The organism is Alsobacter sp. (assembly GCF_059501845.1).
Genome location: NZ_JCACDK010000015.1, coordinates 22183 through 39112, shown reverse-complemented (window position 1 = coordinate 39112; position 16930 = coordinate 22183). Strand labels below are relative to the sequence as shown.

Here is a 16930-nt window from a genome sequence, read left to right as displayed (position 1 = left end):
CGGGGTCGCGGAACAGATTGCGGGCAGGGCGGGATCGGGTCAAGCTGAGCTGAGCTGAGCCGCTAGGTGGAGGGGCCCGTGTCGGACGTCGACTTCGACGAGGTCGTGACTCTCCTGGCGCTGCGCGGGCGCGCAAGCGCTGGTTACGAGCGCGGAGGGGCGCTGCCGCCAATGACCCTCGCTCGCGCTGTACATACGGTCATGGTGGACTGGGTCGACGATCCGATCCGGCGAATGAGCGCGTCGATCCTCCGAGAAGAGGGGCGGCCCATACTGACCCTCACCCAGATCGAGAAACTGTACCAACGTCCGGACTTCCCTGACCGGTCAGAGGAGTCGCGGAAGGGGACTTGACGGCCTTGACCCGCCTCGGCCGATGTTCCACTTCCGTTCTCCAAGGGATGCCGGCCTGCTCGCCTCGAGGAATTGCCCCCCGGACAGGAGGTCGCGGCGGGGCAGGGGAGCTTCCGCATTGAAGGCCGGCCGATCGCCTGGCGCAATATCGTAGCACTGCGGGGGTGAGAGACCCTTGCTCAAGCGGCATCGTGAAAGATGATGCCGAGCGTGTGGCGACGGCCGGAGCGCACTGTGCTCACCCCGTGCCTCAGGTTCACCCGGTAGTTGCCGCGCCCGCCGCTTACCGGGCGCGTGTTTACCGCAAACACCACTCCGTCGCCTTGGCGCAGTGGCACGACGGCGCCTCGCGTCTGCATGCGTGGCCGCTGCTCGGTCAGCATGAACTCGCCCCCCTCGAAGTTCACGCCAGGCTCGGACAGCAAGATGGCCACCTGGAGCGGGAAGACATGCTCTCCGTAGAGATCCTGGTGCAGGCAGTTGTAATCCTCGGCGCCGTATTGCAGCAGGAGAGGGGTCGGCCGGGTCTGGCCGGCTTGGTGGCAGCGGTCGATGAAGGTGGCGTGATCCGGGGGGAATCGGATTTTCATGCCCAAGCGCTCATGCCACTCGTTGGCGACTGATCCCAGCCGGGCATAGAGGTCAGTTCGGAGCGCATGAACCATGTCTGGCAGCGGGTACGAGAAGTAGCGGTACTCGCCGCGACCAAACCCATGCCGGGCCATGTTGATGTGGCTGCGAAAGCCTTCGTCGCTCCCATAGAGCTCGGCAACGGCACGACACTCTTCGCTGGTGAGCAGCGTCGGCAGGATCGCCCAGCCCTTCGCATAGAGGTGGGCGGTAACCGTCGTCCAGTCGATCGTATCCAGCCGCCGAGCGGGCAAGGACATGCGCATAGGAGGCCCTCCATGATGATCTCGCAGGACCTGCACGGCCCCACCGACGAAACACCATTCCGAGCGTCGGAAAGCACTCCGCTCTTTGCGGCCGAACTTAATCTCCTGAGGAAGCGATCATCTCGCGACGTTGCAGCTCCGGTCCTTGGTACCTTCTGCGGCACGCTTAGCGCTTTGACCGGGGCAGTTCCAAGTGGCGCGAACTTGGTCGCCGAACCACGCGCCGACATTCTTCATGGCCCGTCAGCTTCGGGAAAGGCTCCGGCCCAGATCGGAAAGACATGCTGGATGCCGGCCGTCCGAGCGAGGTAGCAGTGGCCCCGCCTCCTAACTTCAACCCTCTGCCGCCCGCACAACCGCGAGCGCGAACTCCTGACGGACTTCAGAAAGGTCTGCAACCGGCAGAGGACGCCGCTGCACCCGCGCTGCCGCGGAACACCGTCAGTGGCGCAGGCTGTGCCGGCCCTGGCCGTTAGTCCAGCCTGCGCCGGCAATATCCTGTCGGGAACGAAATGGCTCGTCCAAGGTGCGAACCCGCGGACGCTGAAACCGGCAGCACGGGCGGCATCGATGGCGGGTGAATGCGAAGTTCTAAGGAGGTGAGCTCCAGCCAAACTGCAGGAAAGAACGGATGAGGACTTGGCTGAAGCCTGCAATCGCGGATCCTTTCAACTCCGCTCAATTGGACGGGTCCGCCGTTGACCCCGGCCAGAGGCGACACTACCTCTTCAAAGACCAAGCGACGCCAGCCGTCCTGACATGAAGGTCCTGCAACTGCCACTATCACGCGGAGAGACGACATGATTGCCTACTCTGTCAGCCGGCGCTCCTTTCTGGCGGCTGCCGGCCGCGTGGCCAGCACGGCTGTTCTCGCAACTCCGTTGGGCGGCGTTCTGGCTCCCGCGACTGCGGCGACCGGATTCGAACCGACACTGACGATGCCCGGTGGCGCCAACAATTACCGGCCGAAGGCTCCATTCGTCGAACGGCTGGGTTCCGGCTTTTTCGTGCGGGGAAAGGTGCTGCGCGCCGGCGACGGTGCTCCGCTGGCGGGCCAGCGCATTCAGATCTGGGCCGCCACCGTGCTCGGGGGAGAGCCCGATCCGGCCAACCACGGCAGCGTGCTGACCCGCGAAGACGGTTCATTCGAACTCGAGATGGCGCAGATCGTCCCGAACTTTGGGCAACCGCACGCCCACCTCGCCTATGACGACGGCGCCTTCAGGACGGTGTTCCTGCGTCCCGTCATGCCGAGCGCACGCGACACCTCCGTGTCCGCCGATTTCGTCCTGGCACCCGTTTGAGATCGTCGGTCCCCTGACATGATGTCGGACGGTGGTCGCCGGGTCCGGGCGCTCCTCGCTTGGACCAGTGTCGCTGCGGTCATGGTCGTGCCGGTCGCGGCCGCGGCTTTCAGTCCCTACCTCCCGTCCCGCAGCATGCCCTACATCGTGGGTGGCTTCGCAGGCATCGCAACCTTGTCGGCGCTTGTCCTGCAGCCGTTTCTGGCCGCAGGCTATCTGCCTGGCTCGGAGGGGCGAACCGGACGACGCTGGCACCAGTGGCTCGGTGCGGCGATTGTCGTGGCGGTGGCACTCCACGTCGCGGGGCTCTATCTGGCCAGCCCTCCCGATACGATCGATGCGCTCCTGCTCGTCTCGCCGACCCCATTCTCTGCCTACGGCGTCACGGCGATGTGGGGCGTCGTGGCCACTGCGCTCCTCGTGCTATTCCGGACACGCCTCGGGTTGCGCTATTCGGTCTGGCGGCTGGTCCACAACTGCCTAGCGGCGATCGTGGTGGCGGCGATCGTCATACACGCGCTCCTAATCGAAGGCGCGATGGAACCCGTCACGAAGTGGATCTTGTGCGTTGCGGTCATAGGCGCGACGGGCGTGGTTCTCTTGGAAGTGCGGATACTGCGGCCCTTTCGCACGCGGCGGGCAAGTCGGCCTTGACACACAGAACGCGCGAGGGCGGTCTGCAGCGGTTGGCGCCGCGATATCCCGGCCGCGAACCGCCGACCACTCAGGACAGGTCGTCCGCAATCTACTCATGAACGAAAGCGACCACGACGGGCGCGACGAGTTTCCGGCGGACTGCTCGGACCGGCCCGAGGTCGACAGGGCGGCCATCCACGCATGCCTCGGCGCAGACATCCTCCGGGTCTTCGGCAAGGCTCTGCGCCGACGAGCAGCGGTTGTCGAACCCTGCCGCCGGCCTCAATGCCAGCCAAGCGCGGCCTTTCGAACTGCGCTTCCGGTTTCGAGAGCGAGCCGAAGGCCTGAAGCTGGCGCGCGGCGGACCATTCGGAACGTGAACAGTTGACCCTGAGCAGACGTTCAGCAGGTCCGCAAAGCGATCAAAATGGTCGGCTCCTCCGATCAAAGCACTGGTCGGGCGGAAAGCTCAGCTGGCCGCGATTTGGTCCGGAGCATGGCTTCCAGGCGCCTTGCGCGCTCTATCGTGCTCTCGCATCTCTCCACGAGTGCCTTGCAGACCTCGTGAAACAGCTCGGGTTGCTTCGCGGCCAGGTAAGCCTTGGCTTCGTCCACATATGAGTTGTTGTTCCGTACCATGATGAGGAGAAAGAGAGCCTCCTCGGCAAGAGGTTCGTCAAACAGGCGAAGCGCACTGAGGTCGAACGTTCCCAGCCCGGTGCCGTAGAACCTGCATGTCTCGACGTTGATGGCATTGCGCCACATCAGCTCGTCCGCGTGGTTCTTGAGCTTGTCCAGCATGATTGAATAGTGGCGACCGACATTTGAGACTTCGGTGAGCAGGTGCCGGCGAGCCCGGCGGATTTCATGACGTTCGACGATCCAGTCGTTAAGTCGGGTGATCGCGAACCCGATGATCGCACCCGCGACCGCGGTGCCCAGCGTGACAGCGACACTGTTCATCTGAATGGCTCAGTTCCGAAGGTGTGCCGGACTCGGCCGACGGAGAGTAGTGCGTGACGCCTCCGTACGAGAAGCGTCCTCACGCCTCTCCACGGGTTTGCGCCTCGGAGCGCGGCTGGCGGTGCTCCCGGGAACCTGATCCGGAGGGCGAGTCGATTGGGGGATGCTGCAAGCGGAGGTTGAGTTTTTCGAGACACGGATTTCAAGCCGCATGTACGATGACGACCATCGCGATTTGCTCGTGCTCACAGGACTTTCGACATGTCGAGCCCCGTCGCCGGTGTTGAGCCTGGCCAACGACACCTGAACGGCGTCCAGACAACGGGTCGCGACTATCGCAATTTGAGCGAGCCCGTCTTTGCCATGCGCAGGACGGACAACGTCGAGATCCGCATGCGCGATGGTACCATCCTGCTCGCCGATCTGCTCGAGCCCGACGCCGATGAAGCGTTCCCGGTCCTCGTCTCGTTCTCGCCCTATCCCCGCCAGATCCAGAACGTGGGAGCTCCCCTGGGCTTCATCGAGGCAGGGGCCTCCGATTTCTTCGTCCCCCGCGGCTATGTCCACCTAATCGTCAATGCACGCGGGACTGGAGGTTCGGGCGGCACCTGGACGCTGCTCGACGGCCAGGAGCGCGACGACATCCATGACGTCGTGGAATGGGCCGCCGGTCAGCCCTGGTGTGACGGCAATGTCGGCATGCTCGGCGTCAGCTACTTCGCGATGACGCAGCTCGCCGCGGCGGTCACCAAGCCGCCCCACCTCAAGGCCATCGCTCCGCTGCTCACCACGGACGACCTCTACGAGGCCGTCTGGCACCACGGACTTCTGAACGCAGGCTTCATCTCGGCGTGGCTCCCGGCCGTCGGGATCCTTTCGCAAAAGCCGGATTCGTTCTGGCGAAGCTGGAGGATCGATCTCGTCCGCAAGGTGCTGGCCATCCCGGCGATCCATGAACGCATGCAGCACCTGAACGGCGAGGCCATCGTCACGGTGCTGAAATCGGTCATGCATGTACACTATCCGGAGCATCCGTTCGGGGAACTCTGGCGGGCGGTGGCGGTCGAGCATCCCACCCGCGACGCGTTCTGGGATGCGCGCGACACGCGGCCGCTGCTGGGGTCGGTCGACATCCCGGTGTACCTCGGCGCCGACTGGGACAATGTTCCCCTGCACCTCCCCTCGACCTTCTCGGCATGGTCGGCCCTCCGCCGCAACCCGAACGTCCGCATGGCGCTGCTGCAGCCGGGCGGCTTCTCCTGGCCATGGGAATGCCTGCACGTTGAGGTGCTGGCCTGGTACGATCACTGGTTGAAGGGCCGGGAAACCGGGATAATGGAAGGACCGCCGATCCGCTACAAGGTGCCCGGGGCGGACGATTGGCGGACCGCGTCCGACTGGCCGCCGCCGGCAGCGACACTGACGCCTTTCGCCCTGTGGGCCGATGGAAGCCTGTCCCGTGAAGATGGCGAGCCGGGCTCGCGCGACTACCTGTATCTGCCGTCCGATTCCGGCGTGCCGTCGAACGCCAACCCTTCGGACTTGCCATCCTCGCTGGCCTGGGACATGCCGCCACTCGACCGGGACCTCGAGTTCGCCGGCATGATCGAGCTCACGCTTGAGGCGAGGATGACGGCCGTCGATACCGGCTGGATCGCCGTCCTCTACGACGTGCCGCCGGACGAAGAGCCCGAGCCGATCACGGCCGGATGGCTGCGGGCCAGCCTCTCTGCCGTCGACGAGGAGCGGAGCGTTCCCGGAGCCCCTCGCGTTGAGTGCCACACGCCGCGATCCCTGCCGCGGGGCGAGTTCGTGACCTACCGCATCCCGATGGTCGCCAATGCGCGCCGCGTCGAGGCCGGCCATCGGCTGCGCCTCGTCATCGCCTCGGCTGACGAGACGCACAAGGAGCCGACGGTGCTTGGCTTCACGCATGTCGTGGTCAGGGAAGCGAGCCTGAACACGATAGCCAGCACGTCCCGGCTCTGGCTGCCCCTTCTTCCGGCTCGGGTCGAGGCCGTATGACCCGAACGAACTCGCTGATGTCGATCAGGCTCTGCAAGACAGCGCTGGTGGCCTCGCTTGCCCTGTTCTTCACCATGGTCGCTTTTGGCAACGTCACGGATTACGGGAGCAACTGGCAGTTCGTCAGCCACGTGCTGGCGATGGACACGATCTTCCCGGACTCCACATTGCGGTGGAGGGCGATCACGGACGAGCGGCTACAGACATTGGGCTATCTCGCCATCATCGCGACCGAGATCGTAACGGCTCTTGTCCTGTGGTTCGGGACCATCTGCATGCTGGCCAGCCTGCGGACAACGTCGTTTGTCGACGCCTGCACCGTCGCCGTCGTCGGTCTCACACTTGGCTTTCTGCTGTATGCGGTCGGCTTCGTCATGATCGGCGGTGAATGGTTCGCGATGTGGCAGTCGACGACATGGAACGGCGAGACGAAGGCTTTTCAGTTCCTGGCCTGGATCGTGGGCGTGCTCATCGTCGTCCTCATGCCGGAGAATGCACGCAACTGAGGGCTCACTTTCCAATCGCAGGCAACACGGGCTTTCACGGCTTCCGTCATCTCTGACCCAATAACTTGGCTGTGGGCCAGACGAGCACTCAGCGGGCTCGTGACACTGGCTCTCCTCGCGGACGCGGCTCACATCTTCTTTGCCAGAGCGGCGACCGGCTTCATGCAGAGGACCAGCTGATCGCGCCAGCGGAAGGCATCGTCGCGTGTTACGAGGCGCGGGCCGCGCTGCCCTACGAAGTCGCAGAAGTCATTGATGTGACTGATTCAGTACTTGCGGTGAGCGGCGCTCGCCGGGGGATCCGCGGGTATCCATACCTTGACGCGATCGTTGAGCGTTTTGGTTTCGCTTGCCGTGAAGGGGCATGCACTTTCAGGGCGTCAAATCTTAGGTGTGAATCGACGAGGCGTAGGTGGGGGCTTGGGTTCGGCAGCGGACGGCCGCAGCGCCAGAACCTTCAGTCGCCCCTTTGTTCGCAACGCCTTCAGTTCTCGTTCTCGATCCTGGATCGTCGCGATCACGTCTTCGCAAGGTTGCACAAAATCGACCTGCGCCCTTGCGCCGCTGCTGCCTAGCAGATTGTAATTCTAGCGAGCGTTCTTAGTATTTGTCCCTAAGTCTGCATACAGTGACCAGAAACGGGACCTAAACCTAGATTCCAGCGTACCACTCGTAACCACGATCTTCCCAAAACCCCCCGCGCCCGCGCCCTATCTGGTTGAAGCTGTCGACGATTTCGATGCGCATGATGTACTTTGCCTGCTTGTAACCAAGCTGGCGCTCAACGCGGAGCCGGAGAGGCGCGCCATTTGCGACTGGAAGATCCTGTCCGTTGAGTCCATAGGCCAGGATCGTCTGGGGATGGAAAGCGTCGATGAGATCGATGCTTTCGTAGTACTGCCCATTGCCGTCGGCAGTCTTCTCGTACTCGTCGGCGCAATGGAACACCGCAAAGCGAGCATTCGGCTTCAGGCCGGACTTCATCAACACGGCGCCGAGCGGCACCCCCGTCCACTTGCCGATGGCGCTCCATCCCTCGACGCAATCGTGCCGCGTGATCTGCGTACGGGCCGGTAGCAGCTTGAGATCCGCGAGCGACAGGTTCTGGGGCCGGTCCACCAGTCCGTCGATGGCCAGGCGCCAATCGACGAACCCGCCTTCCGCCAGCGCGTCGTAATCTTCGTCGTCCGGCTTGGACGTGCCGTTCGAGCGAAAGGTGGGCGAAAGGTCGGCCTCCGAGAACTCCCGCGCCAATCCCGTTTTCGACAAGAGCGCCCTCTGAGCGCTCATGGTCAGCTGTTCGGCGAGGTCGAGCACGTGTTGGACCGTGTCGCTCTCCACCAAGCGGTCGCATCCGCCCAAAGCCAAAGCTCCGGCACTCGCAGCCGCGCCCACGAGGAACCGGCGCCGCGGCATGATCAGGGTCATGACGGGCGCTCCTCGACGTGGATGTCGTACCGGCCCGTGATCATGGAGCGGATGTTGTTCCAGAACCCTGATGCCAGCACCATCGCGATGTGAACGATGACGAACAGAACGAGCAGGCAGGCTGTCAGAAAATGAACGGTACGCGCCGATTGACGGCCGCCGAAGAGATCCAGCAACCATGGTAAGGCGGCGTCGACCGCAGGGGACATAGTCAGGCCGGAGGCCAGCATGGCGGGCAGCAGCACCAGGACCACAACCAGGTAGGTGATCTTCTGGAGCGCGTTGTAGCGCTTCGCCTCCGCGCCTTTGGGGAAGCGCAGCCGGGAGTGGTCGACGATCTCTCGCGCGAGATGGCTCGGCTCCAACTGGTCTTTGTCGGGGACCAGGTCTTTCCGCAAGTGTCCAGCGAAGATCCCGTAGACCAGGTAGAGCAGGCCATTGATCACGAAAGCCCAGGCGAAGAAGAAGTGCCAGCGCCGTCCCGCCGAGAGATCCTGGTAGCTCGGGATTGTCAGCCATGACGGAAAGCCGCGAGCTTCCAGGTCACCCGACGAGTCGGCCGAAGCTCCCAGCACGCCGGTGGTCGGTATCGAGAGGGAGCCGATGTGAGTGACGCCCGTCAGGCCGTCGCCACGCTCGACCGCCTCGAGGCGGACGATGGCCGGATCGCTGTCGGCCCCCGCCTGGCCCCAATGAAGCATGGGATGAGCGTTGAAGATCTGAAGCCCACTCAGCAGCAGAATGGTCAGGATCAGGACGTTCGCCCAGTGAGTGACGCGCACGGTGAGCGAGTGCCGAAAGACTCTGTCGATTGTCGACGAAGGCCGAACGACCGCTTCCATGCGCGTTGCTCCGGTTCTTGGCTTCCAGTCTTCCGCATTGGTCAGCGGAGGCCGGACCGCGCGTTGCGGGCTTCAGTTCGCCTTGGGCTTCATGGCATCGTGCTTCATGGCGTCACCTTTCATCGCGTGGCCCTTCATCGCATCCTTTGAACCGCAGTCCTTCTCCATCGCGGCCATCTTCGTGGCGTCGGTTTCCATCTTCGCTTTCTTCATGCAGTCGGCCATCATCGGATCAGATTTCATGGCGTGCGTTTTCTTCATGGCGTCCTGGGCGTAAGCGGATCCAATGGCCAGTGAAGCGATGAAGGTCGAAAGTAGAAACGTCCGAGAGAACTGGGTCATGACGGAGCCTTCGTGTGTGAGCGAGCCTTGAGGCACTCGCTACGGTTGAAAACCTGAGCACGATTGCTCCGGTTTCTGCTTGTCGTCGTCTGGTACGGATGCTTTCAGGCGACGCAAGTGCGGGAAGATGTCGCCCTAGTCGGTTGCGGCCGACAGGATGGGCCCGCCCCGCGGCAACTGGACGAGAACCGCGGTTCGCTGCCCGGCAGGCGCCGGCGGGACCGGAAACGTCGCGGCCGTGCCGGTCCACGAGCCGAGACGGACGAGATCGCGGACGACATGGCCGTGGGGGAGCGTGCGCCCGCCATTCTCACCCCGCCTGACGGGAACCTCGATCACCGAGGGATCGTAGCGCACGAGCCAGATGTCGGCCGGCTCGGGAGCGGCGGCGCTGGCAATTCGGACGGATGGCGCGGTCAGGGTGATGTCGGGCCCGTTCGCCGGCCGGCTCTTCGCGATCACCTCGCTCGTCTCGGCAAGGTCGTTGCCGATGACGTCGGCGTTCCCGTTGACCACGATCTGCGGCGTGAACGGTCCCGATCGGCCGAGGCGCGGTTCGTACCTCGCTTGCCTGTCGGTGTAGTCGGGTCGCGCGAAGATGTCCTTCCACCCCAAATAGTCCCAGTAGGTGACGCCGAAGCTCAGCGCCAGCACGCCCGGTCTCTTGCTCAGCGTGATCAGGTTGGCGTTCGCAGGGGGACAGGACGAGCAACCCTGGCTGGTGAAGAGTTCGACGACCACGAGCTTGGAGCTGGCAGCCCATGCGGCCGGCGTCGAGCACGCGGCCAGAGCCCATGCGGCACAGGCGAGAACGGCTCTCGAGGACATGGCGGTCGTCTCCCGGATTGATCGTCTAGGAGCAGTTCGGCGGGTGATGGTGAGAGGTTACGGGGAATGACGCGTTCGTGATCCATACGTCACCGCAGCACCCTCCGGACGTGAAAGCCGCCCGACACGGTAGTCGGCTCGTTTCCTTTGCAAGCCGTCGAGGAACGCCTTGACTACGGGGCTCGACGTCCGGCCGGGCAGCATGACGGCATAGAATGCCGCCACGTTCGGCGGACCGATGGGACAGGCATAGCTGAACCACCGCGAGACGATCCTAACCTACCCGACCAGCTTGCGTGCGAGTTCCGCCGGGCCCGACGCCATTGAGGTGGTTGCCTGGCTTTAGCGCTGGAGCGAGTCGTTGACGCAGCTCTGCGTGCCTTTCGCATCGGTTCCGATCACGCGATCGTCGAGATGGTCCGGCCCGGGACCGACTGTTCGGCGCGGACCGGCACGAACTCTGTTTTGACCCGGGCATCGTCGATGAAATTTGCAAGCGGGGAGGTCTGCCCAAATTCGACGGAGAACCAGATCACCGGACGTCCCCGCTGCACGGCCGAGGACTCCAGCCCGGTGGTGTAGGCGAAGTGAACACTCTTGTCGGAGGTGTTCGGGACGCCGACTGACCGGTCGCCGAACGTGCGGGTTAGTTCTCCCGGCGCCTCTAGCTCACGCTTGGTCTGAGACTTCCGGCCTTGCAGCAGGAAATCCGACGCGGCAACGCGAGGCTATGCCTGCTGCGACTAATCTCGCCCTGCTCTTTTCCCGCAGCCCAAGCTACGCATCGGGCCGGTCGACTTGAGTCAGCAACTCCCCTGCTGTTGTTTCGCCATGGTGTCCCGGCGCCTGCTGGGCCGGCCATTTCAAACAGCTTCTGGAAACGGCGCTGGACTGATGCTTGGGAGCTGACGAGTTGGGCGAGCCCACGGTCGCAGCTCAGAATGTCAGCTTGCGGCGTAGGCGGTCATGACTGCTCTTGCGCGCAGCCGACCAGTCGAAACGCGAACCATCGACCCTGAGCAGACATTGATGACGTCCGACACCATGCGTGCACATCAGCATCGATACGAAGCCAGAACGACTCGGGCTGCTCGCGATTGAAGAGATGTTGCGGAAGTCAGCACAGTCTGGATCGACGAATGAGTGATCCTCATTTCACTGACACCTCACGCAGCCTTGCTCCTGCAGCATGCGGCTACGGGAGGGGCTGCAGGGAACCATGGGCCACCACGGGACCTGTCGGTGCTCCTGTTGGCGATCCGCCCGGGGGCTCGAGTGAAATAGCGAGCGCGCCTCCGGACGCGAAGCGTGCGCTGATGTTGCTCGCGACCGGTACATCAACGCGGCGCGCGGGATCGACAAGGCCGAGCGACACAGGCGCGGCATCGGCCGGCACGAACCAGAGCTGCGGGACGTGAGGGCCGGCGACCGGCCCGCCCATGGGAGCGAGGCTCAGGGCTCCACGGCTGGGGTCGAACACCACCGTGAAGAGGGGACTTGACCCATCCGGGCCGAGGGTCGCCACAAAGGGGCGCTGGTGTAAAGCGGATCGGATGTCGTACGGCCCGACAATCGCGACGACAGCGGCCGCCGCGAGCGCGGATGCAGCGATGGCCATGGTGCGCCATGCCACGACGGACCGTCGCACGGCCGCAGCCGAACCGAGCCTGCTGGACGGAAAGGACTCGATCCGGCGCGAGATGCCGTCCCACACGTGAGCGCCAGGCGTCGCCGCAGGCACGAGATCGTAGAGGGGCGCGAGTCTCTCACCCCAGCGAACGACCGCGGGGTCGTCGAGGTCGCCGGCGCGGCGGGCCAGCAGGCCGATGGCGCGTTCGCCCGCCGTCGCGTCAGGGTCGTCGGGATAGGCGGGATCCTGGTCCGTCATGGCTCGAGGCATTCCCTCAACTTGATAAGCGACCTGCGGATCCAACTCTTCATTGTTCCGAGGGGCACGCCATGACGCCGCGCCAATATCTGATACGTATCGCCGTGCAAAAAGGCTTCAGAAATGGCGATGCGCATGCGCTTCTCCAGCGTTTGAAGGCACCCGTATAGTCTTTCGCGCTCCTGATCGTCTTCGAGCGTGTCGAGCGGACTCGGACCGTCGTGCGGCGCCGCTTCCAGCATTTCATCCGACAGCACTTCTCCCCACCCCTGAAGTGCTCGCCGACGATCGACCGCCCTGTTGCGGGCTACCGTGGCGAGCCACGCGATCGGGCTGCCACGCGCGGGATCATAACGGTCCGCCTTTTCCCAGATCGCAACGAAGACGTCCTGCAGGACCTCCTCGGCCTCGGCTCGGTTCGACAGCACCGCCAACACGATGCCAAACAGCTTTGGGGACGTCGCTTCGTAGAGCCGCTGAAGAGCTTGGCGCTCGCCGGCCGCGACGCTGCTCATCAGGCGTATCAGGGCGGCGCGAGCTTCAAGATCCGCAGACTGCCTGGGTTTCATGAAGCTCCGCCCGGTCTCGACGATCATAAACGTTGAAGGCCCGGGAAAAGCTCCCCTTTCCTCGACCCGGCGGCGGGCAAAAAGTAATTTGGACGCTCCGCATCCGGCGGCAATTTCGATCCGTTCCTTCATGGCGTCAGCCGTTTCTTGACAGGCCAAACGCCGCCGATGGCCCGTTTTCGCTGCGGCAGGAAGGCGCGCGCTCGCCGAGCCGCTTGGTTGGCAGGCAGAGAACAAGCCGAAAGCCAGGATCAAGCTCAGTACAGCTTTGGCTATAGCTAGACGAGAGCCAACGGTTTTTTATCGTACAGAGTACAATATCGTTAAAAATGTTTGAGGTACTTGCATCTTCCGTTCGGCAGCTCCCGTAACTGCCAATGACGACCGCCCAGACCGGAGCTCGTCCGACAAAGGAGACTCAAACGCCATGTCGAATAACAGCATCACCACACATGACGACGCCGCCAGCGCCATGACGCAGGCCATCAAGACCATCGGCTTTGCGCACGAGGGCGCAGCCGGATCGACCAGCCTGAATTTCGGCGTGGCGGCAGCCACCCATCAGGATGCGCAGTCCAGCTCGACGGCGGTCAACACTTCCGACGTGGGCGCCGGATCGTCGAACGGCGCCGTTGACGCGGGCACGATGGACTCGGGATCGTCGGGCGGTTCGGGCCAAAATTCGTTTGTCACCCATGACGATGCATCGAGCTACACCCAGTCGCTGATGAAGGTGCTGAGCTTCACCCACGAGGGCGCGGCTGGATCGACGAGTCTCACCTTCGGGTCGGCACAGCAGACGCACTACGAGGCGCAGTCTAGCGACACGTCGGCGATGTTCGGCGACGGCCTCCTCAGCGGCTGGGGTTCCGGGTCCGGTGGGAGCTCGACGGACACGTCGACCGAGGGTTCGGGCGGGAACGCCTTCTCGACCAGCGACCACGCTGTCAGCTTCGACAGCGAGCTGATGAAGGCTATCGGCTTCACCCACGAGGGCGCCGCCGGATCGACGAGCCTGGGCTTCCAGTCGGGTTCGGCGACGCACTGGGACAGCCAGTCCAGCTCGACCTCGGCCATGTTCGACGACTTGTTCGGACAGGGTCTCTGGAGCGGCGGCGACATGCATTCGGACACCGCGCACAGCCTGATCGGCTGAATCTGCGTCCGCCCGCGGCCACGCCGCGGGCGGACGTCCCGTCCTCGCAGCGAGATCAGCCATGACCGACACGATCGCAGCCCGGGGTGCCGCAGGCCGTGAGACTCGTGACAGCCTGCCATGGGTCGCCCTGCGAAGCTGCGGGTCGTACATGATGGCAGCGGCAGTCTTCAGCGGCGGCATCAACCTGCTTTACCTCGCTACGCCCTTGTACCTGCTGCAAGTCTACAATCGCGTTTTGCCGAGCCGGAGCGGAGCAACGCTGGCTTTGCTCAGCATCGGCCTCGTGGTCGCGCTCGGGGCAATGGCGATACTCGATGCGATCCGCGCCCGGATCCTGATCCGGGCGGGAACACGCTTCGACGTGTCGCTTTCCGCGCGAATTCTCGCGCATCTCATGCAGCGGCGGGTGGATGGGAAGCTGCGACACTCGGAGGCGCTGCGGGATCTCGACCTCGTCCGCCACGCCATGTCAGGGGTCGCGGCGCAAACGGTTTTCGACATCCCCTGGACGCCCGTCTACCTCGCCCTTCTGTTTTCGCTCCACCCAACGCTTGGCTGGATGGCGCTGTCGGCCGCGCTGCTTCTCCTCGCGCTGGCGGCCCTTGCCGACCGGCTGTCACGTCCGGCTCTAGCGAACGCATCCGACGCGCATTCGAGAAGCTATCGCCACGCCGACGAGATGCTTCGCCATGCCGATCCGGTGCTTGCGATGGGCATGCAGGCAGGCCTAGGCGACCGGTGGTACCGCGACCGCGCGCTGATGCTCGCGCAAAGTGAGCTCGCCGGCGAGCGGAACGCCAGCTTCGCGGCGGCGATCCGCTTTCTCCGGCTGCTTTTACAGTCGGGAATGCTGGGCGCCGGCGCATGGCTCGTCATCCGCCAGGAGATCAGCCCTGCCTCGATCTTTGTCGCCATGGTGCTGATGGGGCGCGCCGTCGCGCCAGTCGAGCAGGTCGTTTCGGCGGGGCGGCAGATTGCTGCAGCGCGCGTTGCTTGGGGGCGGCTGACCAGCCTGCTCGCAGGCGCTTCGGCCATTGCGCGTCGCACGCGCTTGCCGAAGGCGAATGGCGCCGTCCGTATGGAGGGCGTCGAATTCGCCCCTGTGGGCGCCCCCGCGGTGATCCGCGGCGTTTCGCTTGAGCTCGCAGCGGGCGAGGCGCTCGGCATTGTCGGGCCAAGCGCGGCCGGAAAGTCGACGCTGGTGAGGCTGATGACCGGCGCGCTCGCCCCCACGGGAGGCCGCATCAGCCTCAATGGCGCGGACATCAGGCACTGGGACCGCGCCGAACTCGGCCAGAACATCGGCTACCTCCCGCAGGACGTCGGACTCTTCGCGGGCACCGCTCGCGACAACATCGCGCGTTTTGGCGCCGCGTCGGACGAGGAGATCGTTCTCGCCGCCCGACGTGCCGATGTGCACGACATGGTTCTCGACCTACCCCAGGGCTACGAGACACTCATCGGCGACGGTGGCGTGCCGCTCTCGGGAGGACAAAGGCAGCGTCTCGGGCTCGCCCGGGCCCTCTTGGGCCGGCCGCGCCTTCTCGTCCTCGACGAGCCGAACGCGAACCTCGACGGCGATGGCGAGACGGCGCTCAAGGCCGCGCTGGCCGATATGAAGGCGGATGGAGCCACGATCGTCATCGTCGCGCACCGACCGGGAATTGTCGAAATCTGCGACCGGATGCTCCTGCTGCAAGACGGCGCCGCACTGATGCAGGGACCTCGCGCCGAGGTTCTCGACGCTGTGCGCCGCCAGTTCGTGCGCGCCGTCGATCCTTCCCGTCCCGATGCTCATGCGAGGTCGTCATGAGTGACTGGGCCAGGGAACTGACGGACGAGGGACGCGGTCGCTTCGACGAGGCTCTTGCCGGCAGGCGGGCTGACCGCGACGGCGGGGCGAGAGGGCTCGTGATGGCCGGCGGTGCGGTTCTCCTCGTTTTCTTCGGGCTGATTGGCGGCTGGGCGGCCCTGTCGCCTCTGGACAGCGCGGTCGTCGCCGAAGGCGCCTTTGAAGCGGCCGGCAATCGCAAGGTGTTGCAGCATCGGGACGGAGGGGTGGTTCGCAGTATCGAAGCCCGCGACGGCGACAAGGTGCAGGCGGGTCAGGTCCTCGTCGAGCTCGACGACACCTCGGCGCAGGCCCTCGTCTCTGCCCTGTCCGCGCAGGCGGATTCGCTCGCCATCCTCCGCGCGCGCCTGGTCGCCGAGCGTGACGATGCGCCCGATCTTGTAGAACCTCCCGGCTTGACAGCGACCAAAGGCGTGGCGGGCGCGAACCCGCTGCTGGTGACCCAGCGCGCTGCTTTGCTTGAACGGCGCCGCCAGATGGAGGGAGAAAGGTCGATCCTGGCGCGTGTCGCGGCCCAGCAGGGCGACCAGGCTCAAGGTCTGGCCAGCCAAGTCCGGGGCGTCGAGGCGCAGCTTGCCTCGGTTCGTGACGAGACCGAAGCCACACGCCGGCTGTTCGCATCCGGCTACGCCACGCGCACCCGGCTCGCCGGGCTGGAGCGCACCCTGGCGTCACTGGATGGCGATCGTGGCCGCCTGAGGGCCCAGATCGCCAGCATTGAGGGATCGATCGCTGAGACCGGCCTCCGGCAGGCGCAGCTGCGCCGCGATCGCCTGTCGGAAGTGGCCGAACAACTCCGCCAGGTCGAGCAGCAAGCGGCCGAACTGGCACCACGGCTCATCGCCGCACGCGACACGCTGGATCGCGCCATCATGCGGGCCCCGGCGTCTGGGGTGATCTACGGCCTCAACGTCTTCACGGTCGGCGGCGTGATCGCGCCCGGCCAAAAGGTGCTGGAGATCGTTCCGGACGAGGACAGGGCGGATCTCGTCATCCGCGTCGCCGCAGCCGACGCAGAGCGCGTCAAGGCGGGGCAGCAGGTCGATGTAGTGCTGACGGGCGTGCCAGTCTCCCGGCGTCCGCTCGTTACCGGGCATGTCGGCGTCCTGTCTGCCGACCGCATCGAGGAACCGCGCACCGGGGCCGCCTACTACGAGGCGCGGGTCAAAGTGGACTCCATTCGCCGGGGCCCCGGGACCGGCGCCTCTGGAGACATTGTCCGGATCGGCCCGGGCATGCCGGGCGAAGCGATCATCTCGAGCGGGTCGCGGACGGTGCTGGAGTACCTGCTCGGCCCGCTTGGCGACCAGGTTCGCCGCGCCATGCGGGAGGAGTAAC

The 16930-nt window shown here is 64.8% G+C and carries 17 protein-coding genes; 8 read left to right on the top strand and 9 right to left on the bottom strand.

Annotation, left to right across the window (positions count from 1 at the left end; translation table 11 throughout):
- The first annotated feature begins 78 nt into the window (after positions 1-78).
- The gene (locus tag AC5JCN_RS13275) at positions 79-354 is read left to right on the top strand and encodes a hypothetical protein (RefSeq protein WP_495755548.1); all 276 of its coding nucleotides are present in this window, start codon (positions 79-81) and stop codon (positions 352-354) included.
- Between the two features lie 179 nt (positions 355-533).
- Here AC5JCN_RS13275 and AC5JCN_RS13270 read toward each other — a convergent pair whose 3' ends face one another.
- Positions 534-1250 (bottom strand): 2OG-Fe(II) oxygenase, encoded by a 717-nt coding sequence (locus tag AC5JCN_RS13270; protein WP_495755547.1) that lies wholly within the window; start codon positions 1248-1250, stop codon positions 534-536.
- A gap of 800 nt (positions 1251-2050) precedes the next feature.
- Here AC5JCN_RS13270 and AC5JCN_RS13265 point away from each other — a divergent pair.
- On the top strand, positions 2051-2554 hold the full coding sequence (locus AC5JCN_RS13265; RefSeq protein ID WP_495755546.1) for a twin-arginine translocation pathway signal: 504 nt from the start codon (positions 2051-2053) through the stop codon (positions 2552-2554).
- 18 nt (positions 2555-2572) lie between these two features.
- Positions 2573-3208 carry a ferric reductase-like transmembrane domain-containing protein gene (locus AC5JCN_RS13260; RefSeq protein ID WP_495755545.1) on the top strand — a complete coding sequence of 212 codons (636 nt, stop codon included), beginning with the start codon at positions 2573-2575 and terminating at the stop codon, positions 3206-3208.
- A gap of 426 nt (positions 3209-3634) precedes the next feature.
- Here AC5JCN_RS13260 and AC5JCN_RS13255 read toward each other — a convergent pair whose 3' ends face one another.
- Complete coding sequence (locus AC5JCN_RS13255; protein WP_495755544.1) at positions 3635-4153, bottom strand: hypothetical protein; 519 nt, start codon at positions 4151-4153, stop codon at positions 3635-3637.
- A gap of 261 nt (positions 4154-4414) precedes the next feature.
- Here AC5JCN_RS13255 and AC5JCN_RS13250 point away from each other — a divergent pair, with 261 nt between their 5' ends.
- Positions 4415-6178 (top strand): CocE/NonD family hydrolase, encoded by a 1764-nt coding sequence (locus AC5JCN_RS13250; protein ID WP_495755543.1) that lies wholly within the window; start codon positions 4415-4417, stop codon positions 6176-6178.
- Complete coding sequence (locus AC5JCN_RS13245; protein WP_495755542.1) at positions 6175-6684, top strand: DUF2165 family protein; 510 nt, start codon at positions 6175-6177, stop codon at positions 6682-6684. Before AC5JCN_RS13250 ends, AC5JCN_RS13245 begins: the two co-directional genes overlap by 4 nt.
- 651 nt (positions 6685-7335) lie before the next feature.
- Here AC5JCN_RS13245 and AC5JCN_RS13240 read toward each other — a convergent pair.
- The 7 genes from AC5JCN_RS13240 to AC5JCN_RS13210 all read right to left on the bottom strand — a co-directional run bounded on the left by AC5JCN_RS13240 (position 7336) and on the right by AC5JCN_RS13210 (position 12713).
- Positions 7336-8112, bottom strand: coding sequence for a molybdopterin-binding protein (locus tag AC5JCN_RS13240; protein WP_495755541.1), 777 nt, complete (start codon positions 8110-8112; stop codon positions 7336-7338).
- Positions 8109-8954, bottom strand: coding sequence for a cytochrome b/b6 domain-containing protein (locus tag AC5JCN_RS13235; protein ID WP_495755540.1), 846 nt, complete (start codon positions 8952-8954; stop codon positions 8109-8111). Before AC5JCN_RS13235 ends, AC5JCN_RS13240 begins: the two co-directional genes overlap by 4 nt.
- 72 nt (positions 8955-9026) lie before the next feature.
- Positions 9027-9296, bottom strand: a complete 270-nt coding sequence (locus tag AC5JCN_RS13230) for a pentapeptide MXKDX repeat protein (protein WP_495755539.1) — start codon at positions 9294-9296, stop codon at positions 9027-9029.
- 135 nt (positions 9297-9431) lie between these two features.
- Entirely contained in the window at positions 9432-10124 is a 693-nt protein-coding gene (locus AC5JCN_RS13225) for a DUF1223 domain-containing protein (protein ID WP_495755538.1), read from the bottom strand.
- 398 nt (positions 10125-10522) lie between these two features.
- The gene (locus AC5JCN_RS13220; protein WP_495755537.1) at positions 10523-10660 is read right to left on the bottom strand and encodes a hypothetical protein; all 138 of its coding nucleotides are present in this window, start codon (positions 10658-10660) and stop codon (positions 10523-10525) included.
- A gap of 659 nt (positions 10661-11319) precedes the next feature.
- A complete protein-coding gene (locus AC5JCN_RS13215; RefSeq protein WP_495755536.1) occupies positions 11320-12012 on the bottom strand; it encodes an anti-sigma factor in 693 nt (230 codons plus the stop codon).
- Complete coding sequence (locus AC5JCN_RS13210; RefSeq protein ID WP_495755535.1) at positions 12009-12713, bottom strand: sigma-70 family RNA polymerase sigma factor; 705 nt, start codon at positions 12711-12713, stop codon at positions 12009-12011. Before AC5JCN_RS13210 ends, AC5JCN_RS13215 begins: the two co-directional genes overlap by 4 nt.
- A gap of 295 nt (positions 12714-13008) precedes the next feature.
- Between AC5JCN_RS13210 and AC5JCN_RS13205 the strand changes: the two genes are divergently transcribed.
- The 3 genes from AC5JCN_RS13205 to AC5JCN_RS13195 all read left to right on the top strand — a co-directional run bounded on the left by AC5JCN_RS13205 (position 13009) and on the right by AC5JCN_RS13195 (position 16929).
- On the top strand, positions 13009-13737 hold the full coding sequence (locus tag AC5JCN_RS13205; protein ID WP_495755534.1) for a hypothetical protein: 729 nt from the start codon (positions 13009-13011) through the stop codon (positions 13735-13737).
- A gap of 61 nt (positions 13738-13798) precedes the next feature.
- Positions 13799-15553 carry a type I secretion system permease/ATPase gene (locus AC5JCN_RS13200; RefSeq protein WP_495755533.1) on the top strand — a complete coding sequence of 585 codons (1755 nt, stop codon included), beginning with the start codon at positions 13799-13801 and terminating at the stop codon, positions 15551-15553.
- Positions 15550-16929 (top strand): HlyD family type I secretion periplasmic adaptor subunit, encoded by a 1380-nt coding sequence (locus tag AC5JCN_RS13195; RefSeq protein WP_495755532.1) that lies wholly within the window; start codon positions 15550-15552, stop codon positions 16927-16929. The genes AC5JCN_RS13200 and AC5JCN_RS13195 overlap by 4 nt, the downstream gene beginning before the upstream one ends.
- The last annotated feature ends 1 nt before the right edge of the window (position 16930 follow it).